Annotated in this window: 17 protein-coding genes and 1 riboswitch; of the genes, 5 read left to right on the top strand and 12 right to left on the bottom strand. The window is 50.1% G+C overall.

Annotated elements, in window-relative coordinates; genetic code table 11:
- Positions 1-49 precede the first annotated feature (49 nt).
- The 9 genes from PaeBR_RS23260 to PaeBR_RS23300 all read right to left on the bottom strand — a co-directional run bounded on the left by PaeBR_RS23260 (position 50) and on the right by PaeBR_RS23300 (position 12,018).
- Positions 50-3,460: a TIM-barrel domain-containing protein gene (locus PaeBR_RS23260; protein ID WP_410512795.1), complete on the bottom strand. Its 3,411-nt coding sequence runs from the start codon at positions 3,458-3,460 to the stop codon at positions 50-52.
- 21 nt (positions 3,461-3,481) lie between these two features.
- Entirely contained in the window at positions 3,482-6,223 is a 2,742-nt protein-coding gene (locus tag PaeBR_RS23265; RefSeq protein ID WP_410512796.1) for a carbohydrate-binding protein, read from the bottom strand.
- A gap of 248 nt (positions 6,224-6,471) precedes the next feature.
- Complete coding sequence (locus PaeBR_RS23270; protein ID WP_410512797.1) at positions 6,472-7,689, bottom strand: ROK family protein; 1,218 nt, start codon at positions 7,687-7,689, stop codon at positions 6,472-6,474.
- A 55-nt stretch (positions 7,690-7,744) separates the two neighbouring features.
- Positions 7,745-8,761, bottom strand: coding sequence for a potassium channel family protein (locus PaeBR_RS23275; RefSeq protein ID WP_410512798.1), 1,017 nt, complete (start codon positions 8,759-8,761; stop codon positions 7,745-7,747).
- 82 nt (positions 8,762-8,843) lie between these two features.
- The gene (locus PaeBR_RS23280; protein WP_410512799.1) at positions 8,844-9,236 is read right to left on the bottom strand and encodes a DUF350 domain-containing protein; all 393 of its coding nucleotides are present in this window, start codon (positions 9,234-9,236) and stop codon (positions 8,844-8,846) included.
- A complete protein-coding gene (locus tag PaeBR_RS23285) occupies positions 9,233-9,832 on the bottom strand; it encodes a signal peptide protein (protein WP_410515289.1) in 600 nt (199 codons plus the stop codon). Before PaeBR_RS23285 ends, PaeBR_RS23280 begins: the two co-directional genes overlap by 4 nt.
- A 78-nt stretch (positions 9,833-9,910) precedes the next feature.
- Entirely contained in the window at positions 9,911-11,110 is a 1,200-nt protein-coding gene (locus PaeBR_RS23290; protein ID WP_410512800.1) for a glutathionylspermidine synthase family protein, read from the bottom strand.
- Complete coding sequence (locus tag PaeBR_RS23295) at positions 11,107-11,775, bottom strand: hypothetical protein (protein WP_410512801.1); 669 nt, start codon at positions 11,773-11,775, stop codon at positions 11,107-11,109. Before PaeBR_RS23295 ends, PaeBR_RS23290 begins: the two co-directional genes overlap by 4 nt.
- 24 nt (positions 11,776-11,799) lie before the next feature.
- On the bottom strand, positions 11,800-12,018 hold the full coding sequence (locus tag PaeBR_RS23300; protein ID WP_410512802.1) for a hypothetical protein: 219 nt from the start codon (positions 12,016-12,018) through the stop codon (positions 11,800-11,802).
- 644 nt (positions 12,019-12,662) lie between these two features.
- Here PaeBR_RS23300 and PaeBR_RS23305 point away from each other — a divergent pair.
- A complete protein-coding gene (locus tag PaeBR_RS23305) occupies positions 12,663-13,985 on the top strand; it encodes an IS4 family transposase (RefSeq protein WP_410511435.1) in 1,323 nt (440 codons plus the stop codon).
- Positions 13,986-14,211: 226 nt separating this feature from the next.
- Here PaeBR_RS23305 and PaeBR_RS23310 read toward each other — a convergent pair whose 3' ends face one another.
- The 3 genes from PaeBR_RS23310 to PaeBR_RS23320 all read right to left on the bottom strand — a co-directional run bounded on the left by PaeBR_RS23310 (position 14,212) and on the right by PaeBR_RS23320 (position 17,460).
- Entirely contained in the window at positions 14,212-15,507 is a 1,296-nt protein-coding gene (locus PaeBR_RS23310; RefSeq protein ID WP_410512803.1) for a nucleobase:cation symporter-2 family protein, read from the bottom strand.
- The gene (locus PaeBR_RS23315) at positions 15,501-16,118 is read right to left on the bottom strand and encodes a xanthine phosphoribosyltransferase (RefSeq protein ID WP_410512804.1); all 618 of its coding nucleotides are present in this window, start codon (positions 16,116-16,118) and stop codon (positions 15,501-15,503) included. The genes PaeBR_RS23310 and PaeBR_RS23315 overlap by 7 nt, the downstream gene beginning before the upstream one ends.
- A gap of 174 nt (positions 16,119-16,292) precedes the next feature.
- Positions 16,293-16,396: riboswitch (purine riboswitch) on the bottom strand.
- A gap of 107 nt (positions 16,397-16,503) precedes the next feature.
- Entirely contained in the window at positions 16,504-17,460 is a 957-nt protein-coding gene (locus PaeBR_RS23320; protein ID WP_410512805.1) for a sugar-binding transcriptional regulator, read from the bottom strand.
- 132 nt (positions 17,461-17,592) lie between these two features.
- On the opposite strand from PaeBR_RS23320, the gene rpiA reads away from it, so the two are divergent.
- The 4 genes from rpiA (at position 17,593) to PaeBR_RS23340 (ending at position 22,408) form a co-directional block, all read left to right on the top strand.
- Entirely contained in the window at positions 17,593-18,291 is a 699-nt protein-coding gene (gene rpiA / locus PaeBR_RS23325) for a ribose 5-phosphate isomerase A (protein ID WP_410512806.1), read from the top strand.
- Complete coding sequence (locus tag PaeBR_RS23330) at positions 18,284-19,249, top strand: Gfo/Idh/MocA family protein (RefSeq protein WP_410512807.1); 966 nt, start codon at positions 18,284-18,286, stop codon at positions 19,247-19,249. Before rpiA ends, PaeBR_RS23330 begins: the two co-directional genes overlap by 8 nt.
- Positions 19,250-19,429: 180 nt before the next feature.
- The gene (locus tag PaeBR_RS23335; RefSeq protein ID WP_410515290.1) at positions 19,430-19,954 is read left to right on the top strand and encodes a hypothetical protein; all 525 of its coding nucleotides are present in this window, start codon (positions 19,430-19,432) and stop codon (positions 19,952-19,954) included.
- Positions 19,955-20,170: 216 nt separating this feature from the next.
- A complete protein-coding gene (locus PaeBR_RS23340; protein WP_410512808.1) occupies positions 20,171-22,408 on the top strand; it encodes a GDYXXLXY domain-containing protein in 2,238 nt (745 codons plus the stop codon).
- The last annotated feature ends 62 nt before the right edge of the window (positions 22,409-22,470 follow it).

Genomic DNA, 22,470 nt, shown 5'->3' on the forward strand with positions numbered 1-22,470 from the left:
CTATCGATATTCCTGCGCTAAAGGTATTGCAGAATCGCCTCTTTACTCTCTAGTTTCCGTTAAGCACGATCGCTTGCGCCTGGGAAGTGGGCACGGAATTCGTCTGGATCAAAACCTTGCCGACGCTCGAATCGTTGAACCACACATCCGTGCCCGTATTGAATTCGTCGAACGAATTCACCTTCCTGAGCACGGTGCCATTACGCGTTACCGTATTCACGGTGAATCCTTCAACCTTCACTTCGGAGCGCCATTGCCGGTTCGTCACCATCCCCGGGTACGAGCCCTGAATGGCTCCGATCGTAAGATTGATCGAATTGCCCGACTTGTTTACGGATACTTGGGTTGCCGCGCTGCTGCCGCTCTCATAGCCGTAGGTTTTCCCGTCATCTTCAAACATGGAGTAGCTGGTGGTGACTCCGGACGCTAGAGGATACACCTTTAAATTGATAAAGTCGTCCACGACTTCCCCATCGTAGTTTTTGTCTTTTCCAACCGGTACGATTGAGCCTTCCTTAACGAACACCGGAATGGTGGCAAGCGGCGCAGAATATTGAATCGTTTGTCCGCCAGTGAACTTGTTCCCGCTGTTCCAGTCGTGCCAGATCCCGTCCGGCAAATAGACGGAACGGCTGATCGCACCGGGGACATGAACCGGCGCCACCAGCAGGGAAGGCCCGAACATCCACTGGTCCTGGAGATTGGCCACGTTTGGATCGTTCAGGTAATCCAGAACAAGCGCCTTCATCATCGGTGTGCCTTTCTGCTCCGTTTCACGCGCCGCCGAATAAATGTACGGCAGCATCCGGTACCGCTGCTTGATCGCTTCCTTCACGATCCCTTCCGCTTCCGGGCCGAATGCCCACGGCTCGCGAATGTTGGTCGGGTCGCTGCCTTCCGCTCCGTGCGCCCGGAATACGGGCATAAACGCGGAGGACTGCATCCACCGGGTATACAGCTCCGGCGTAGGCTTGCCGTTAAAGCCGCCCGTATCATGCGATACGTACGGCATACCGGACAATCCCGCGCTTAGTCCCAGCTGTAGATTATGCGTGAAGGAATCCCAGGAAGCGTCCACGTCCGCCGTCCATACTGTTGTTCCGTATTGCTGAATGCCCGTAAAACCGGAGCGTGCCAGATTCCATACCCGCTCATTGGTATAGCTGCGCTGCGCATCGTAAAACGCTTTTGCCTCGTTCAGCGCGTACACATTGTGAATTTTGTCGGCCGTGCCCCCGCTGAATGCGTCCGCAGGGTTCGTGGGTGTCTCCGGTTCATTCAAATCGATCCACCACCCGCGCACGCCATCATCCCAAAGCTTCTTTACGTCCATGGTCGAGTTTGGATCGTCTGTGTACCAACGGGCCGCAGCGGGATTCGTAAAGTCGATCAGACCAGCCGGGCCGTACCAGGCCTGGTAGATTTTCGTCGACCCGCCACTCTTGGCAAAATACCCGTTCGCATTGCCGCCGCTGAAATTATTGGCCGTCTGCTGGATGTACGGATCGACGATATTAGTTACCTTAACCCCTTTATTGCGCAGGCTCAACAGGTTACCGGCCGGATCGGCAAAACCGTCTGCGGTATTCCATTCGAAATCAAAATAATGATTGTTGGCTGCCCAATAGACGTCGAGCACCATACCGTCCAGCGGGATGCCCTTCGCACGGAACGTATCGACCACCTGGTGCACTTCGCTCCAACTGTCATAGCCGTATCTCGACTGGATATAGCCGAGCGCCCATTTTGGCGGCAAGGGGGCTTTTCCGGACAAGTCGGCCAATCTGGAGTACAGATCGCCTATTGCCGGGCCGTTGATGAAATAATACACCATCTCGCCATTCGGCGCGCTGAAGTAGTAGTAGTCTGGACTCTCCTGCCCCATATCGAAGGCTGCGTGCTGATATGTGTTATCGAAAAATATCCCGTAGCCTTTTGTGCTTGCAAAGAACGTTCCGGAGGTGTCGGCCGTGTTGCCGCCGAAACCGCTCACCATTGCGTTATCCATCTCGACACGCTTGCCCCGGCGGTCCAGAGACTGCGCATGGCGGTCGATCCCGAGGCCGTAGAAATGCTCACCGGGGTCCATCGCCATATATTCGAATACGTCCGCTCCGGTGGAATGGCCCAGTCCGCCCGTCACGCGCTCTCCGGCGATATAGTTAATATTCGCCGCGTCATAATAAGAAATGCGGAACGGTGATTTGTTGACCCTTACCGTCAGACCGGAAGACTGCAGACGGATATAATCGCCCTGGTCGCTAACCGTATAGCTCACCGTTCCGAAGGATTCGTTATCCACGACAAACGACGCGTCCTTCGCGAACGTGCCGCCCGGTTCCATCCAAATGCGCGCAATCTCCGGCTTCACGAACTCCACACGAACTTTAGGTATGTTCTGGAGCGTAAATGTAACGGCATTGCCGGACTGAACGTGGGAGGTATAGTCACCCAGGAATTGCTGTGACGGCTCATTCCGTATCAAGGTCACATCGTCTATGTGCACCCAGCTGCCCGGATTGGCATCCGTCCAGAAGCCGAGCTTGACGGCTTCTCCGTCGCTGCCGACCGTAATTCCGGATAGCCTGATCGTCGTCCAGTCGGTTGACGCGGATGTCGCTGCCGTCCTCGTCTGCCCCCCGAAATCCGCGTACATGACACTGTTCACAAATGTTCCGCTTCGGCGCACCTTCGCCTGCAGGGTATACTTTCCTGCGGTCAGGTTCATGTTCTGGAACAAATCCATTTTGTACGCGCCGGCGGAGTACAGGTCGGCATATTTGTTCCCGCTGCCTTCAATCCCGATTTTCGCAGCGGCCAAGTCGCCCGTACGCGACCAGTCGGCATAGTCGTTTGTGAAGCTGGCGTTTAGTAAAGGAAGTTCGGCCTGCTCGACGCGCACGTCGTCGATTTGCAGCGATGTCCCTCCCGAAGATGCAACGTAAAAGCCGATGTCAAGCTTGCCCGTGGTCACCGGCACGGTCGCTGTTATTTGACGATAACCGTCCGTATTCGAAATATGGACATCGATCCGCGGCGTGCCGTTCTGCGACAGTTCCATTCGCGATGTATCCGGGACCGCATATTGCTGCTTGATCCAGGCGGATACAATGTAAGTTCCGTTCACAAGCCCGCTCATTGTCTGGTGAACACTCTGCTCGTATTTGCTCCCGGCATAGAAATACAATTTCTTTGAACCGAAGTGCGGATCATTGGAATCGACCCCGAAAGACGCGGCTTGCCCGGCAGGATGCCACTCGGTCCAGTAATCGAGGCCTCCCGTCTCGAACCCGGGGTTCGACACCGCGTTGTCCATGGGACCCGCCGCCGCAGCGCCGGGTGTTGTTACCACCGCGAACAGCAGGGAACCGGCGGCCAGAAAATACTTCCACCAGGATCTTAAACAGACTAATGTTTGCTTCGAAGCTTTCCTGTGCAGCTTGGCATTTTTGGCATTCATATACACACCACCTGTATCGGATTAATTCTTCTCCACCCATACCTGGTCGACATGCAGCCAGGCGTTAGCGCTACCTTCGGCGTAAACTCCGATTTTCACGACTTCGTCGCGCGTCAGCGTAATGTTGCCGACCGACACTTCGTTCCAGTTCGAGTTGGCCGGGAAGTTGGCGTTGCCGGCCAATACCCCGCCCTTATCAACATAGAGGCCGGTTGTGGCGAATATGCCGCTGCGGCGGATCTTGGCTTTCACCGTATAGGTGCCTGCCTGCAGCGACTCGAAGCGGAACAGATCCGATGTGAAGCCGGTTGACTTCGTAATGTCCGCATAGGCGTTGCCATTATCGGTGCCGATCTTCGTCACGGCATTATCCGTTCTCGACCATCCCCGGTAGGCGTCCTGGAAGCCGCCATTTTGCAGCGATACACGTGTCACTTGAACGTTGTCGATCTGCAGCGAAGTACCTCCCGGCGAATCAACGTAAAAGCCGAACTTGATCTGGCCGTTCGTTACGTTCACGGTGGCGGTTACATCCTGGTATCCCGTTGTACCCGGAATATCGACGAACTTATCCGCGCCCCCGTACTGCTGAACCTCCAGGCGGGATGCGGTCGGAGTCGTACCCGTGCGCTTCACTTTGGCCGTCACCGTATAGGTGCCGTTATCCAGACCCGTTAATGTTTGGTGCGCACTTTGCTTATAGGCGGAAGAAGCATAGAAATACAGCTTTTTCGTTCCTTCGTTAACATCATAGCTGTCGACTCCGTAAGCCGGCGTTTGTCCGGTTGGATGCCATTCGCTCCAATCGGAAAGGCTGCCGGTTTCAAATCCGTAGTTCTTCGCCACATTACCTGCATTCGGGTTGAGCTCGATATAATCCAGGTTAAAGGCTCCCGCATCGGAAGTGTTTCGCTGAACGGTAATGAGGTTCAATCCCTTAACCAGTTTCAATTCGACGTTCTTATTGGCCCAAGTTGACCAGCTTCCCGTAGCTGAGAACGTTACGGTCGTGTTGCCCGTAATCGTACTGTTATACCCGTCCTTGACGCTGATGGTCGCTGAACTGTTCCCGCCGGTACCGTTGGCATACTTGAGGTTAACCCCATACGACCCTGCTTCGGGCGCTTCAACGGCAAAAATCGCTTTCGGGCCTTCGCCGTTAAGGGCGGCGGCCGCTTCGAACTTGTCGATGAATCCAAAGCCTGAGTAGCCGGCGTGGTTGTTGTTGAATTTCGTGCCGATCCAGGAGGCGGCTTCGGCTTCATATTTTTTGGAGTTGCGCGGCGTAACCCTTAACAGCTTCACATCATGCGGTGCTATGCTCGCCGAGTAGCTGTTCATATAACCCAGATCCTCGTGTTCCCAGATGTCGCGCACGGCCGCTTCACCGGTTAGTCCCAGCTCCCCAAGGAAATCGATGCTCTTCGTCACGCTCTGATCCGATCGGTTAAAGAGACCGACGACCCATTCCCCGTTCGGCAGTTGGCCGACCCAACGTTCGGTATCACGGCTGGTCCCTTCCTCATACCCGATGCCCGGATAGAACGGGTTGGAATTGTAATAGATTGGCTTGCCAACGAAACCAAGCTTGTTCAGCTCAATAAGCTCGGAATTCTGATAGAATCGTTCGTTGTTCGAGCCGGTCAGGTTAATCGTATCGTATTGATCCGCGATGGCGATCGGCGCACCGCCAAGCGTATACAGCGAGACGGTTGATCTTCTTTCGTTATCGTCGATCACGCTTGAGCCGTACCGGTTCATGCGGATAAAATCGGCGTCCATGATCATCTGTCCGCGTCCGGCGATATCGGAGAATCCGGTCAAGCCCTGGAACGGATTCCTCCATTGGGACCATGCATCCTTCCAGGTCTGGCTCCGGCCGCTGACATGCTCCCAGTCACCGGTGAAAACGTCTTCATCAATGCGGATCATGTCCCCGTATTTCAGTTCCGTCTCCGCATGATTCTGCAGATAGGGCATAACCAGACTGACAATCAGGTCCTCACCGGCGGCTTCATGAATCCAGCGAAGCGTCGTTTGGTATTCATTCCAGTGTGCATTTCCGACCCCGATTATACCGCCCTCCATACCGGTTTGGTACCAGGACAGGAAGTCGATGCGGAGGAAGCTGGCGCCTGCATCCTTGAAGTGCTGTACATAGCCTTTAATGTAGGCTTCCGCCCCCGGCTTATTGACGTCGACCCAGTACAGGGATTTGTCGCCCTGGTCCGTGACGAACCTGTCGCCCGGCAGCGTGATGCTGGACAGATCCGAATGGGTCGTTGTCGCTGTATTGACGATATCGCGCACTTTAATGCCCGGGTTGTTGATTACGGTTTTGGAACTGTCGTTGACCGCTGTCGGCGTCACCCAAAGCGGATTGTAATATACGCCGAACTTCAACCCCTTGCTTGCTGCGTAATCCCCCGTTTGTTTCCATGTGTTCTGCCAATTGTCACTATGCTTCAGCACATAACCGTTCGGGGTGGTTTGGGTGGACCCTTCGATCCAACCGTCCAAACTGACCATATCATAACCATACGGCAGAAATTTGTCGGCTACCCAATCCACATTCGCTTTCCAGCGGTCTTCCGGAATGGCCACGTTTGTCGTATACGGATTCTCGTAAGCCATCCAATACATCGGTCCTGAACCTTGGCGTGTTGACTTGCTGTCCCTTGCTGAAGCTCCACCGGCCAGCATTGCAGTAACTAGCGTTATCGCTAGGGTGGCTATGGCAATTCGATTGCAGCGTTTTTGCACAAAATCCCTCCATCCATTTTTTCGTAGCTTGAATTATTGGAGTGAAAAGAGACGTATCCTGTTATTAATCGTATTATAAACGAATGCAGAGATTGAAGTAAACGCTTTCTCGATGAATTTTACTGCTTATTTCGCTGAATTTCACATATAAATCGACTGTTATTGTCCATTTCTTCTTTCGATGAATTAAATAGGTAATGAGCTTTCCTTAAGAACTCTTAGGCTAGGGTTAATCTTTGTCCGTTCTACTAATTGTTCACATAGATATTCCGGTAAATCGGCGCCTTAAAAACCACACTTTCCACCAATGCGCATGCGCCGATCAGCCAGGCGTCTTCTCCCAGCCCGGAAAGATGAAAGGCAAACCTCTGCCGGAACTTGGAATTGCCAAGCTGGCTTTGAATGCCTTCTACCAGATACTCACCGCCACCGAGTCCCTCTCCGCCAAGAATAATTGCCTGGGGATTAAAGAGATTAATCAAGTTGCGAATGCCGATTCCAAGATTCACACCTTGAGCTTTCAGTATTTGCCGGGAATAATCATCACCTTCTCCCGCGAGCCGGTAAATGTCTTCAGGCGTAATCACTTCCAGGTGCCTCAACCGTGTGCTCCCGTTTCCATAGATTACTTCCTGATGGGCTTCGCTTAGAATATATTTATCCGACGAATATAATTCCAGGCATCCGCGTTGCCCGCAATAACATTCTCTGCCATTTCTATCGATTACGGTATGTCCAAATTCGCCTGCGTTGCCGCACTCCCCTGTATACAGCAAGTGATCCATAACAATCCCGGAGCCAATTCCGGGTCCTACAGTGATCACGATATAGCTGGAATAGTTTTTACCGACGCCCACCCAATTCTCGGCCAAGGCAAAAACATTGGCGTCGTTGTCCAAATATACGGGAACGCCAAATGCTTCCCGAATCTTAGTGAATTCCAAGTTCTCCCACGACAAAAAAGGCGAACTGACTACTTTTAACCCTGCTTTGTCAATCAGGCCCGATCCGGCGATGCCGATGCCCAGGCATTCCATACCCTTCCGGAGAAATGGCTCCGTCAGTTTTCGAATGCTTTGAATCATAAGCTCATTTACAATATCCGATTCTGTCGGCAGCGTTGAGAAATCCATTTTACTCTTTTCCATGATAGCTCCGCTCAAATCCGAGCAACAGAACTCAATACAGTGTTCTTCAATTTTGACACCAACGATGAGGTAGCTTCCGCTGTTAAATTGCAGTAATACCCTTCTTCTGCCGCTTGAAGACGAGGCCGTCCCGACCTCCCTGATTAAATTTTCCGCAAGCAGCTCATCGACAATATATGTTATCGTAGATAACCCCAGTTCCGTCCGCGCTGAAAGATCCGTCCTCGAAACCGGTCCGTATTTTCTGATCTGCTGGATCACAATGGAGCGGTTTAACTCCTTAACCAGCCCCATATTGCCTTTTCTAAGCTTTCCCATGAGTCCTCCTGCGATATGTGGCGTTTATCCAGTCGTATTTTGGCCCGGTATTGCATTATTTCTCAGTAATCCGCCGGAAAGTCTCCTGATCCGAGACAATATACAATCGGGCATCTTTCGGGATCGGCTCGGTAAGCTTGCGGTTAATGCCAAGGTCATGACGGTCGGCCAGCAAAGTTGCACCCTGGCTAAGCAGAGCCTGAAAAGCATCTCCGTAAGTCTTCCAACTGCTGTTAACCGGCACTTCATAGATATCGTCCCCATGCTGGCGGCTGAGAAGCTGGCTGATGACCTCCGAATTGCCCTCCTGCAGAGCCGCGCGGACAGCCAGCCTGGATATGGCATCATGTGATAAGACGAATTCGTTTACCCGGACATGCCTGAAATTCTGAATGTTCTTCTCCTGCATGATTTCAACCGTTGTATGTACATGCGGGGCAATACGCTCAATACTGGAGGCAATGAGCAGCGATTTGCCGTCGATGAGCGCAGCTTCATCAATACGGGCATCCCCGAACACAATAGCTGCTTTAGCTTCTTGGATATTAGCTTTGCCAAGGACATCATCCGCAGAAGGGTCACCGCTTATGAAATGAACCTGCTCCATCTGCTCCAGCGGATGGCGATTGGACTCATCAATAACAACAATGTGGCATTTCGGTGAGTAACTTAGAATCTCATCCACCGCAGACTGTGTTTTTTTATTCCAATTGATAAGAATGACATGCTCCTTGCCGCGAAAGCTCAATGTTCCCGCCCCTCTCTGTCTTTGAAGTTCTGCTATAGCGTCGATGACTTTACCGATAACCAAGCTTAACAGACCAATTCCAAAAATATATAAGAACATCGTAAAGATCTTGCCTGCCACCGTTTTCGCAAAATAATCCCCATAACCAACCGTAGCCATCGTAGTCATGACCCAGTAGAAGGCATTGAACCAGCTATTGAAGGTATCCGGCTCCAGCAGATAAGCGATAGTTGCGCTTACAACGATAAAGACCAGGATAATCAGCCCGATCATTTTTTTGCTCATACGCATCATTTTGGTCGATACTCTAAGGAAGAAATGCACTCTTTCCCCTCCTTCGGATTTAATAAGGCTGCCGCTCGATCGGTTCGAGGGCAGCCTGTAACTTTAGATATGCGGACCTTTATCAGATAATCAGGCTGCTAATCGCAAAGGCAGTCCCGATAAACACCATGCACAGCATAATTCCTACAGCCACATTCCCCTGCTTCAAATGCTCGGAAATGGTGAATCCCGGTGTGACCAGCTCGAAAATCCAGTATGCCGCCACCAAACAGACGTAGCCCACGGCAAACCACAGCATCATAAACCAGATCGACGTATTCGTAAAAGCAGCTACTCCCAAAATGATTGCCGTTGCCATAAATTTGCCGCCCAGTGCCAGGGCTACCGCTACATTGCCATTCTTCAGTTCTTCCATATCACGGAAAGGGGTCATCCAACTGAAGATAATCATACCCAAGTATTGAAGCAGAATGATTACAAGAACACTCACTACCAAATTAATAACGATCGTCAATTCGCCCACCCCCGAAATTTCGCATAGGCCGAGTCATAGTCGGCAAAATCATGCACTTCCTCCAGTACAACGGAAGCGGTCTTCTTCTTCTCCATAGCCGTGTAGCGCTTATCGTCAATCGGCTGCTTGACCCGGTTGCCGGAAGGCAGTTCAATCACGGCGAAATTTCTCGTCTTGTCCTTGAACTTCGTCTTGTATACCCCCACTAGATCTACATCCGTCGTCACCGATACCTTCAGATTGGCGAGATCCTCCGCAGCCGTTTTCTGGTCACCGTAGGACTTAATCGTAGTCCAGGAGGACAATCGGATTTCATTGCGCTGATCAGCGTCTGTAACCAGCTCGGCATCCATAAACTGCAGGGTCCAGATTTTGTCCCCGGTCGCATAGTTGCCGTCGTTCGGCAGCAGCTCATTATCTGGCAGCACGGTCATATCACTGCCGATCAAATCACCCACCGTACTTTCAACCACCCGGTAATCCCAAGGAACCCGTGATACGCTGGCCGTCGTCTCCGCTGAAGGATCTGTACGGAAAACACTGTCTTGATTACTGGAACAGGCGCTCAGCAGGAGCACCATAACCATAAGAACCATCAGCCCCAACGTGCGTCCGCCACGAGCTTTATTGGGCAGGGTCTTCGGAGCAGCTTCTCTTTCCGTATTTACTGGCAATTATCTCACTCCCAACGCGATAAAATGACTGGCATTGCCTGTGATAAGCCCACCGGCACGCCCGAGAACCCCGCAGGGCTTCCCGTTAATGACAAACATGCCGGTCAGCAGATGGAGCTCGCCCTCTGACGTTTGGATCCGGCCCAGCTCGGCTCTCTTTTGATAAACCGAGGGAAAAAGCACACTGCTGTCATAACCATCCTCATCCTGGATTTCCAGCGTTCCGTTATTGTCAAACAGACGCACGGAGCCGCCCTCCCGGCCGAACATGGACTTTGACACAAAGTTTCCCGAGAATACCGGCTTGTTATAAGCAGGCAATATATAACTGGCAATCGCCTCACGCTCTTCTTCATCAAAAAGCAGGCCCAGTTCATACATCCCCCATACCACCGCCAGCAAACCTTTGGACTGCAGGAGTATACTGTGTGGAGGGTTAAACAGCTGAAGGCGTCCCGTCTCCACCGCGTAAGCAAGCGCATCGCCGCCTTCGTCAACGGCCATCCATTCCTTCGGGTACAAGGCGAACATCCGCTCAATGACACGGTCCTCACTGTCTTTTACAACACCCTCATCTACCCACAGATCGAGACAATCCACGCATTGAATGTCAAGACCACTGTGCCGTACCAATGCTTCAATCGTGCCGGAATCCTCTTGGTGGGAACCGTAAGCGACGCAAGCTGCCGTGTCAGGCTGTTCTATTCTCCAGGCAGCGGCAAGATGTTCTTTCATTGCTTCATTAGGACTAGAAATGCCCGCCTCTCCACATATCCACGGAGTCGCAATGGAGGCCTCCACATAACCGGTAGGCGTATCGGCGTTCAGCTCCAATAGCTTGATCGTGCCATCATTAGCCACCGCAAAGTCAAAACGGGCATACCGGCTGATCAACCCCTCCGGAGGAAGCGGTTCATCAAGCATTTCCCATAGAATAGGGGGGATACCCATCAAATCGTACAGATCATGCTTACGATGAACATAGCGCACAGCTTTGTCGAGGACAGCCCACAGCTTCGAAGAGGCCTCTTCAAGCTCCTTATACGTCTCTTCGGGCATCACCACAATTCCGTCCAGCCAATACTCCTCATCCTCCAGATCAGCCCAAGTAAAGCCAAGCTCATAAAGCTGCTCTACCCTCGGCGCACGCTGGAGGCCCGAATGATCCACAACCTCAAAGATACTCTCCGGGTTACTCATCCGCCAAAACTACTTTTACTTGAGCTTGATTTCGAGCCTGAGGACGATCCCAGTCCACTGGATGTGCCGCCGATGCCGCCGGCTTTGGAGGAAGTCCCGCGTCTGGTGATGGAACCCGTTGATGAAGTAGACGTTCTCGGTTTGACTACAGAGCCGGCAACGGTCTTATTCTGAAACTTATCGCTGCCATAGGTACGGGGTTTATATAGATTTCGGGTGCCCCCATAATAGGTGGGGCGATTGTTATACCATCCTCTGGAAGAGTAGAAGGAGCCGCTGTTAAACAGCATGTGGTACAGCAGCAGATCATCCCACCCGAACCCGGAGTTATAACCGCCGTAGTTATTGATTACGGTTGTTCCGTTCGATGTTACGACTCCCTGAGCTTCCTGTACTACTTCCTTAGTTCCTTCTTCCGGATAGGGAATATTCCAGTCTACATTTTTGTCGAAATAAGCCTTTACCTCATCAGTCGACCACGAAACCAATTGCGGTTCATCCCCCGGGGTGCTGTCGCTGGAAGCCGAGGCCGGAGCCCCTGGAATCAGCAGCGCGTTAGCAAGCAGCGCAATCCCGAGCGAGGTCGATAATACACGAACCGGTTTCCCTTCCGGGGTAAACAGTTTGGAGCCTGCCAGTTCTTTTTCCTTTTCTTCTTTAGCCAAGAGATAATCTCTCCTCTCTAACCTCTATTCTTCATGCCGCATCGGAACGAGAAGAAGCTCTAATTTGCCCTCATCCACATTCAGTCTTCCTTCAACGGTCTCGAATTCCCTGCCGCCCACTACCAGATAGTTGACATGCTCCAAAGCAGCAACCATATTCATATTCCATACACGCTCTTCGATGACCTGAAGCTCGCCATCCGGCTTTTTCTCAAACAAAGTCACACTCATGCCGTTCTCCATAATCCTCCCGCCCTTTCCTTATCACTATTCTATTTCTGATACGTTTTACTTGGAGCAACGTTTCATTGCAGCACCAAGAGGTATTTGTAAAACCTTCCCATAACAGAATAAGACCTATGCTATTGAAACGCAATGCGGGATTCTATGGAAGCACGGACAAAACCCCCTTAATTCCTATCGTGGGGGTGTTACGTTAATTCATTACGCGCCAACACAGCGGAGGACCCTACGGGATTCTGGAGAAACGATAGTTTTCGCCTTTAACAGCGATCGGAAGATCCCTCCGAACCCGTAGTAGCTGATTCAACGATCGGTCCACCGCTGATTTTGGTTTTGAGCCGGTATTCTTTAGTTCAACTCATATAACAAGAAGAAACGGCTTCGCCGTCCTGAAAGAGACGGTATCCGTTTCTCGTAGAAATATAAGCAAAGTATAGTGAAAACTTATATTTCTTTCTTATATTTTAAAAAAAGGAGCAACCATACAGGCAATGTCATTAAGTTAAGGCGCAAGGCCAAAAATCAAGAAAAAGAGTAGGTTATCGAAAAGATAGCCCGCTCTTTTTTTTGCACTAAAAAAAGAACTTGACAAGCAGATGGAAATGTGTGGCGAAGCCCCTTGAAAAAACGAGGAGGTTACGCCAATGGATGAGTACGCGATCTCGCTAAAAAAAACGCTGACATCCCTCATACGAAAAATGTCAGCCGCACCCGCTCCTTTTGTCAAAAACCCTGAAAAAGATTTTACCCGAAAGAAAAAGCTGCCCTTTGAAACGGTCATGCAACTCCTGATTTCCATGGGAGGAAACAGCCTTTACAAGGAACTCTTGGAATCGCAGGGCTATGACGTAAACACCGCAACCACTTCTGCTTTTGTCCAACAGAGGAATAAAATCCTGCCGTCTGCTGTGGAATTCTTGTTTCACGAATTTACGCAATCCTATACGGATATCAAGGACTACCGAGGGTATCGATTACTTGCCATTGACGGTTCGGATTTGCATATCGCAACCGACCGGGCGGACACGGATACCTATTTCCAAAGTCAACCGAACACGAAAGGCTACAACCTTCTGCATTTGAATGCAGCCTATGACTTATGCAACAGACTTTACGTGGATGCCATTATTCAGCCACGGAGGTTGTGCAACGAGGGAAGGGCGCTGGCTGCCATGGTTGACCGTTCCCCCATTCAAGGCAAAACCATTGTTACTGCCGATAGGGGTTATGAAAGTTACAACAATTTCGCGCATATGGAACGCAAAGGGTGGAGCTATGTCATACGGGTTAAGGATTTGGATTCGAATGGCATTCTTTCGGGCTTGCATCTGCCCTCTGGCGGAGCGTTTGATATGGACGTTCATCTGACACTCACCAAAAAACAAACCAAAGAGGTCAAGGCTCATCCTGAGATGTACAAGTTCGTCCCTTCCACGTCTACCTTTGATTTTTTAGATTTGCACGAGAACTTGTTTTACCCGATTTCCTTTCGGGTTGTCCGTTTCGTCCTGCCGGGTGGCGCTTATGAAACCGTCATTACGAATCTTTCTGCCGCTGATTTCCCACCCGATGAAATCAAGTCCATTTATAACATGCGATGGGGCATTGAAACCTCTTTCCGGGCATTGAAATACACCGTCGGCCTGACGAATTTTCACGCAAAGAGACAAGAGTCCATCACCCAAGAGATTTTTGCAAGAATGATCCTGTACAATTTCGCTGAAATGATGACCTCGCACGTCGTCATTTCCCAAATGGATAAACGGCACCCCTACCAAGTCAACTTCACGGTTGCCGTTCACGTTTGTAGACATTTCCTGCGCTCACGGGACGATGAACCCCCGCCCGATGTAGAAGCACTGATTCGCAAGAACATTTTGCCGATTCGACCCATTCGCCCAGGGCAGAAGAATACGCGCAAAATCCGCTGGAAATCAGTCGTTAGCTTCGTCTACAGAGTAGCATAATTCGTTTCGTATGAACATTTTTTTAAGCGGATATTCCGTCCGCTTGTTTGCTGTGCGCTTTTTTCTTGCTTGCACCAAAAAAACAAACGGCACAGGGCTTTTTCCCATGCCGTTTCGGATTCCATTTTTATTCCCAGTCTTATCTTTGAGCTTATCTTAATGACATTGACCATACAGGCTGCTCCCTTAAATCGAATAATTCAGAATGTGTCGCCACCCGTAAGGCTTAAGAAGCTTTCTGCGAAGCAGCAGGCACCGCACTCTCTTTGGTTTTGGACAGGAAAATATTCATAATAATCGCCGTAAGCGAACCGGATACGATACCGTTCTGCAGCAGCATTTTGGCGAATTCCGGCAGCTGGTCGAACATCGAAGGCAGGGTAGCCGAACCCAGGCCGACAGCGATACTGCAGGCAGCAATCAGAAGATTGCCATCCTTGCGCAGATCAACCTCGGACAGAATCGCCATTCCGGAAACCGCAACCGAGCCGAACATCACGATCATCGCGCCGCCCAGCACCGCATTCGGTACAACGGTCGTCAGAGCAGCCAATTTAGGCAGCAGACCCAGCACCACCATAATACCGCCTGCCGCAAAAATAACATTACGGGTCTTTACGCGGGTCAGCGAGATCAAGCCGACATTCTGGGAAAATGCAGTATACGGAAATGCGTTAAAAATTCCGCCCAGCATGATTGCCAGTCCTTCAGACCGCAGTCCGTTAACAATCTGCTTCTTCTCTACCTTTTGCTCCGTCGCTTTTCCAACGGCGAAATAAACTCCGGTAGATTCCACCATGCTGACAATATTCACAATAATCATCGTGATTACTGCTGTCAGGTTAAACTGAGGCGTGCCGAAGTAGAACGGCTGGGCAATGCTGACCCACGAGGCAGATCCGACGGATGAGAAATGAACCAAACCCATGGCATAAGCAACGATCGTACCCACTACTAACCCTACCAGCACGGAAACCGAACGAAGGAATCCTGTCGCCCAACGGTTCACCGCCAGAATGACGAGCAGCGTGATCAGCGCAAGCAGCAAATTGCGGGGCTGGCCGAATTCAGGGCTGCCTTGGCCGCCGGCAACGTTGTTCATGGCAACCGGAATGAGGGAAAGACCAATAATAGTGACGACAGAACCCGTTACTATGGTCGGGAAGAACTTCAGCAGCTTGCCGTAGAGCGGGGCTGCCAATACAACGAAAACACCGGATATAATAATGGCACCATAAGCTGTTGCCAGATTAGAGGTTGAAGCAATGGCGATAATCGGGCCAACCGCAGTAAAAGTACAGCCGAGAACAACCGGAAGTCTGCTGCCAAAGTATTTGGTGCCCATTACCTGCAAAAGGGTAGCCAGTCCGCAAGTAAAGAGATCAGCTGCGATGAGATAAGCCATTTGTGTGCCATTCAGCCCGAGTGCCCCGCCTACAATCAGCGGTACGATTACAGCTCCGGCATACATAGCTAATACGTGTTGAAGTCCTAGAGCAAATACCTTTTGTTTACTTAACATCCTGCTACACTCTCCTTAATCAATTCGCCAGTATTATGATCCTCTATAAAATTCACGTGTCCAGGGGACATGGAGGCAATCCGGGCCAGCGAGTGGACCGTAACCCCCATGTCCTCCAGCAGCCCGCGACCTTCCTGAAAGCTCTTTTCAATTACACAGCCTACCCCGGCCAGTCCTGCTCCGGATTCCTTCACAATATCAACCAGACCCACAAGCGCCGCACCCGTAGCGAGAAAATCATCCACGATCAGCACATGATCGTCAGCTCCAAGGTATTTCTGCGAAACGCTGATCTGGTAATGCTCGCCCCGGGTGAACGAATGAACAGGTGCGGAATATACGCCCTCGGCCAGTGTGACTACCTTCTTCTTTTTGGCATAAATAAACGGAACGCCCAGGGCAATGGCTGTAGCCATCGCAAACTGAATGCCGCTTGCTTCAATCGTTAACACTTTTGTGATAGGACGATCACCGAAAATCGATTTAAATTCCTGCCCGATGGCCAGCGCCAGCTCCGTATCGACCTGATGATTGAGAAACGAGTCCACCTTCATCACGGTATCGGACAGAATCAACCCCTCTTGCCTAATGCGTTCTTCAAGTACCTTCATGTTTGCGTTGATCGCTCCTTCTAAATAATGAAAAAAAGGACAGATTCCCTGAGCTGTTTCTCTCAAGTGAATCTGTCCTTCTGGGTTTTTGTCCCTTGGTGGTGTAACACACGAAATGTGCCCGCAACGCTCGGTCCTGTCCTTCCTTGCCGGGGCGGCAAAGAAGCGGAACCCTAGATGCGCTATTTCACTCATAGTCGGATAATTTCATTGGTTATCCGGTAGAAACTTATGGGCCCTATTCCCAAGATTATATGAGTTATATGAATGGTGTCTTTTTAAATACTTGTATATATTACACGCAATGTACTGTCGTTACAAGGAAAAGTTTCACGTTAATACTGAATGTTTTCAGAGTGGTTTCATGAAGTACATTATGTTCCATTTAATTTGTCATTTCCAACATTCGCTGCGCTGTTTCTTGTGTTGTAACCAGCACATTCATATATCCCCCGTTCAAAGCACCAATGATGCCCGAGACTTTATCAAGCGATTCGGCCACACCCACGGAATAGCGCGCTTGCCGGATTTGCTCCAGCTTGATCGTAAGGGTTCGATGGGATATCCCCGTATGGACAGGGTTACCCTGTATATCAAAAAAACGTGAGCAAATGTCCCCGACCACTTTTCCGTATTCCAGCTCCCCTATGACCGCATCCCCATAAAAGCCGCGCCACACCTCCTGTCCCTGCATTTCAAGCGAACCAATTCCGAATATAGCAATGTTAAGATTATCCCACAGCTCCGCAATGCCCTTCAGATGCTCTGTTTCCATAAGCTGATCCCTGGTTTCCCTGCGCTCTGTGATGGCGGGCACATCAATCATCAGCGAACGGGCACCCCATTTCAATGCCGCCTGATAGCAGATATTGTTCACATGATATTGGCTCTCCACTTTTCCGGACGGCCCTCCAACGGTAGGCACACAAGTTACCAGCGGCTTCTTGGAGGGTTCGAGCGCTTCTACTACCGCCGCCAGACTGCTCCCCCAGGAAAATCCAACCACGTCATCCTTCTGAACGACCCGATCCAGCCATTTAGCACAAGCCTGTCCTATCGCCTTGCGTTTTACACGACCCGATTCCGCCGGATCAACCTGTGCAACTATGACTTCTTTAAGACCGAAACGTTCCTTTAACTGCTGCTCCAGCGTAATATGATCATTTCCGTCATAATTAATCGTGATTGTGACAATGCCCTCTTCCCGCACCCTTTTCAGCAATCTGCTGATTGTTGTCCGGTAGATACCCAGTTCCTTGGAAATCTCGCTTTGTGTCATATCCTGCTCGTAGTACATTTGGGCAATTTTAATTAATACTTTCTTATCCTCGTTCCGTCCCATCATAATACCTCCGCTGCATCTCTGGTTTGACAGATATAAGGGTCCACTATATACTAAAATCAAATTCTGCACATATTATATCATAATGCACAAACGTGCTAAATATCAATACGGGATGGAGATGAAACGAAATTGAATAGTGATGATATCAAGAAAAGCTGTGCCAAGGAAGCTCTCAAGTATATCAAGAACAACACAATTATCGGTCTGGGCGGCGGCAGTACCATTTCTTTTTTGATCCAATATATCAGGAATGATGATTTGAAGGTTAAGATCGTTACCCCTTCCTTCACAACACGAAAACTTTGCCTGGAGAGCGGGCTGGAGGTCCTCCCTTCCTCTTCGGTACACCACATATCCGTAGCTTTTGACGGCTGCGATGAGGTGGATGAGGATTTGAATGCGCTCAAAAGCGGCGGCGGCATCCATACGAAAGAAAAATTGATTGCCAGCATGGCGGAACATTACATATTGCTTGTTGATGAGAGTAAATTTGTTGAGCGGCTAACCTTCAGGCACCCGGTCGTGCTGGAAATTTTGGAGGATGCCTTAGGGTATGTGGAGAATACCGTTATAACCTTGGGCGGCAAACCGGCCCTTAGAACAAGCACGGCCAAAGACGGATATACCGTCAGTGACAACGGGCATCTGCTGCTGGATGTCTTTTTTGAACAAGTCACCGACACTCCAACTCTGCAGAACCGCCTGAAGAACATCTGCGGCGTAATCGAGACCTCTCTGTTTACCCATGAAGTGACAGACGTCCTTGTGGCCGGAGCAGAAGGCATCAGGGTCGTGACTAAACAAGAACGGGGTGCTATACATGGATAACTTGAAATGGGCCATCATCGGCCCGGGCAATATTGCTGCAGAATTTGCGGCCGCTCTTCAGGAAATGAATGGAACTCTGTATGCGGTAGGCTCACGCAGTCTGGAGAAGGCCCGGGATTTTGCCAAGCAATATGGTGCGGAGAAGGCCTATGGCAATTACAGCGAAATGCTGCAGGATGCGGAAATTGATGTCGTCTATATCTCCACGCCGCACAGCAATCACTATGAATATATTATGGAGAGCTTGCGCAACCACAAGCATGTCCTGTGTGAAAAAGCGATTACCGTAAACAGCAAGCAGCTCCAGGAAATCGTTCATCTCGCAGAAGAGAATGGGCTGGTGGTTGCTGAAGCCATGACCCTCTATCATATGCCTCTATACAAAAGGCTGCGTCAGATCGTTGATGAAGGAAAAATCGGCCCGCTCAAAATGATCCAGGTCTCCTTCGGCAGCCATAAAGAATATGATGTGACCAACCGGTTCTTCAGCAAAGATCTCGCCGGAGGAGCTCTGCTGGATATCGGTACCTACGCACTGTCCTTTGCCAGATTCTTTCTGTCGAAACAGCCGCATGAGATCCTGACTACAGTAAAACCCTTCGAGACCGGGGTGGATGAACAATCGGGAATTATCCTGAAGAACGATGTCGATGAGCTCGCCGTTATTTCCCTGACAATGAGAGCAAAAATGCCCAAGCGGGGCGTCGTTGCCGGAGAACTGGGATTCATTACGGTCGACAATTTCCCGCGTGCCTCCGCAGCAACCATTCAATATCTGGACGGTACCCTTGAAACCATCGAGGCCGGTGAAACCGCTAAAGCCCTGCAATATGAAATTGAAGATATGCAGCGGTATATTGCCGGCCGGAGCAGGGAAACCCTGGATCTGTCTGTGGATGTAATGGATATTATGAGCCGGGTCAGAGAGCAGTGGGGGATTAAATACAGCTTCGAATAAGTCGTACTGGCTTCAGCATATTGCAGCTATTGGAGCGTTCTCCCGGGCAATCGTTTGTTTTCAGGCCTAAAACGCCCTTATTGCACACCCTTTCTTCCATGCTGCATTAATGGTAAGGGAAACCTTATCAGGGAAGGATGGATTGCGGTGGCGAACAGGAACGACAGGATTACTGTTATTATCCAAAAAGGTAGACGACGCGTAATCACCAAGACTCCACTGGCGGGAATTGATCGGCTTGTATACGTTATTAATAACCAATATACCAATGCGCCTAATACCACACAGATTGCCAGCGGAGCTGGACGAAGCAGTGCCAGCGGCAATAATGCGGCTATCGCCTCACCCTATACACGCCAGCAGCAGAGTGTGGGAGCCGGCGGAGATGCGACTAACCTGGGCAGACAAGGCAAGCACGGCAGACCGGGCAGACCACGCGGCAGGTATATGAACGGCTCAGGCTTTCCCGGTGGCAAGGAGGTTGTGGTCGTTGTCAATACTCAGACCGTCAAACTCTCCAAGCGCAATAAGAGCTCTTCGGCTACCCAGGTGGCCAGCGGCGGGGGAACCTACAGCACAGGCGGAACCAACTCCGCGATTGACAGTCCCGGCACCAGGCAGCAGCAGGCCGTTGGTGGTGGAGGGCGCGCCTTAAATAAGGCCACACTCAACCGCCGCCGGAAGACAAGAAAAAAATCCCGCTAAACCATCGCCGATTTATCCAGAAAATTATACTCCAACATGAGAAGCGTTGGCATTCCTGCTGAAATCAGGAATTGCCAACGCTTTGTCTTGTTCTCCGGAATTACCATTCAGGCAAGTGTGGATGAGACGCATAAGGAACGTTAAAAGTCCGACTAGGAGGTACCTGTATTTACGTTTATAATGAGAAGGTACCTACAAAAAGGGCGGGTGAACCCCATGTTTCGGTTAAATGGCGTACGAACAGGCTTGACGTTGGGTGTTTCTTTAGTGCTGGCAGCGATTATCTATTTCTTTGCGGCGAACTGGGGCGGATTGGACCGGATAGAGAAAGTTTTTGTTTCTGCGGGACTGGTGCTGATGTTTTACGTTGTATCCTATGCTCTAACCCGTTTCAAGGCACTGCCCGCGCTTCATGCTTTTCTCTCCAATGTATTTCTATTGGGAGGCTACATCTCCTTTGGTACGGCTGTAGCTTTGCTTCATCAGATTTATAACTCCCATGCCGATAGCTATACCATTTTCATGATATGGGCAGTACCTGCGATATTATTCGCTTGGATTACCCGGTATAACCCGTTTTATGTCCTGTCCTATGCGCTGGTACACCTTAGTTTATGGTTGTATTTCTTTCCCTCATCCATGTTTGTTGTTCATAGTGAAGAGACGCTCATGTTCATTGGTATATTATTTGCTGTAATTAATCTCATCCTGTTTGCTCTTACGGAAATGAACAGGTTAAAATCTGCACCGCTCCGGGTTATTAGCTTTATCATCTTCCACGTTTCACTGCTGGTATTAACGAATTCATGGGAATTTGAGACCTATGGCGGTTGGATGAATATCGCCTGTGTGGCGGCAATCGGAATGGGTTTCTATTATTTCATCCATATCCGGCTGAATAAATCCATTCTTACCCTAAATGCTCTGGCTGCATCTGCTTTCGCTGTATTTAAATTTATCGAGCTTGCTACCAGACATGCCTCTATCGCGTTTTTCTTCTTTGGGCTGGTGTTTGTTGCTTTATTACTGACCTGCAATGTATGGTTCTTCCGCACCTTGAACAAGCTTGGAAATCAAAGTCCCGAGGATGCCGAAGAAACTCCCAGGAAGAAATCCGGGGATCACAATCATGTGCTGGTGGGCAGGGTGGTCTCCGTGATCGTTACCATAGTTGGGGTATTCATCGGAAGTGTTTCTCTAATAGGAATTGTATTGGTGGCTTCAGATTTAAATTATCCTGAGTATTCCTTGCTGGCTCTGGCCTTGCTGTTTATTATTCCCATGATATTACTCCCGCGGCTCAATCCTGTTGTAAGGTATACGGTACTTACTATCGGTTATATTACCGGCATGATATCCATTGTATGGATTGACAAACTGGGCTTATCCGTCTTTTTCATAGTCCTTTCAATCGCTGGGTGGATCAGGCTGAAAGGAAGCAAACAGCGTTTTTTCATCTATGGGCTCCTTAATGTCAATGTTGCCGTCATTCTGTTTGAACTGCTTGAAGCATTCGAGACTTTGAGCAATGAGTTCACTTGGGTCATACTCCTGCTGTCCCTCCTGAACGCAGTTTTGTATGCTCTTCATTTTACCTTCCCGGAAAGCCCGCTACGCCAGCATGTCAGAACCGGTGCTCTTTTCTTCAGCTTGCTGTTCTTGTTCTGGCTAACCTTTCTGGGAGACATCTTCCCCTATTCGTATGAGGTGTTCAATATCCTCAATTTCACTGTGGTTACCCTCTTGGTCTTCGGATTTCTGCGTCGGGAGCAATCCTTGGAAACCGGACTGAGCCTGATATTCTGGTTCGCCTTTCTGGTCTACAAATATTACGATTTATTCTGGTCGCTATTGCATAAATCGATAACACTGGCTCTATTAGGGGTTATCGCCATTACGGTAAGCTATATCATTGCCCGGCGAACCGATGTTGCCGAGATTGGCGGGATGCAGAATGGATTGCTGCGGAGAAATGTGGTGCTGATTGCGATAGTAATTCTGGTACAGTTCGGATTTCTGGGGGTTCAGGCGGTACGAAGCGAGGTATTATTAACAACAGGCACAACGGTTAAGCTGGAGATCACACCCCTTGATCCCAGATCCCTTCTTCAAGGCGATTATATTGTTCTGAATTACAGTATCTCTAATCCCCCGGAGCCCTTTGCAACCGAATTGGAAGACTACCGTGGACAACATAAAGTAAAGGTAGTGCTCTCACGGGATGACAGGGGCGTTTATGTCTTGAATCGCTTCTATAAGAGTGGGGAAGCCTTGTCTGACGCAGAAGTCGTAATTAACGGAAAATTAAACGGGTGGGGTTCCATCCGCTATGGTATTGAGACGTTTTTTGTTCCGGAAGGAACCGGACTTGACGTTCAATCCAAAGCCAAATTTGCTACCATTCGCGTCAATGCTCAGGGTGATGCTCTAATAGAGGCGTTGACAGAGCAATAGCCCTTATGACAATCCCCGGCCGGGGCGGGATGCGCTTATATAGATGCCAGTGCATTATAAGT

It is taken from the genome of Paenibacillus sp. BR2-3 (assembly GCF_046529485.1).
In the GTDB taxonomy this organism is placed as follows: domain Bacteria; phylum Bacillota; class Bacilli; order Paenibacillales; family Paenibacillaceae; genus Paenibacillus_AQ.

Coding starts and splice junctions, on each gene's coding strand:
- PaeBR_RS23290 (WP_410512800.1), bottom strand. CDS start 11,110: ATGAGTAACCCGGAGAGTATCTTTGAGGTTGTGGATCATTCGGGCCTC.
- PaeBR_RS23315 (WP_410512804.1), bottom strand. CDS start 16,118: ATGAAGGTACTTGAAGAACGCATTAGGCAAGAGGGGTTGATTCTGTCC.
- PaeBR_RS23330 (WP_410512807.1), top strand. CDS start 18,284: ATGGATAACTTGAAATGGGCCATCATCGGCCCGGGCAATATTGCTGCA.
- PaeBR_RS23340 (WP_410512808.1), top strand. CDS start 20,171: ATGTTTCGGTTAAATGGCGTACGAACAGGCTTGACGTTGGGTGTTTCT.
- PaeBR_RS23260 (WP_410512795.1), bottom strand. CDS start 3,460: ATGAATGCCAAAAATGCCAAGCTGCACAGGAAAGCTTCGAAGCAAACA.
- PaeBR_RS23320 (WP_410512805.1), bottom strand. CDS start 17,460: ATGGGACGGAACGAGGATAAGAAAGTATTAATTAAAATTGCCCAAATG.
- PaeBR_RS23305 (WP_410511435.1), top strand. CDS start 12,663: ATGGATGAGTACGCGATCTCGCTAAAAAAAACGCTGACATCCCTCATA.
- PaeBR_RS23285 (WP_410515289.1), bottom strand. CDS start 9,832: ATGGTTCTTATGGTTATGGTGCTCCTGCTGAGCGCCTGTTCCAGTAAT.
- PaeBR_RS23270 (WP_410512797.1), bottom strand. CDS start 7,689: ATGGGAAAGCTTAGAAAAGGCAATATGGGGCTGGTTAAGGAGTTAAAC.
- PaeBR_RS23310 (WP_410512803.1), bottom strand. CDS start 15,507: ATGTTAAGTAAACAAAAGGTATTTGCTCTAGGACTTCAACACGTATTA.
- PaeBR_RS23300 (WP_410512802.1), bottom strand. CDS start 12,018: ATGGAGAACGGCATGAGTGTGACTTTGTTTGAGAAAAAGCCGGATGGC.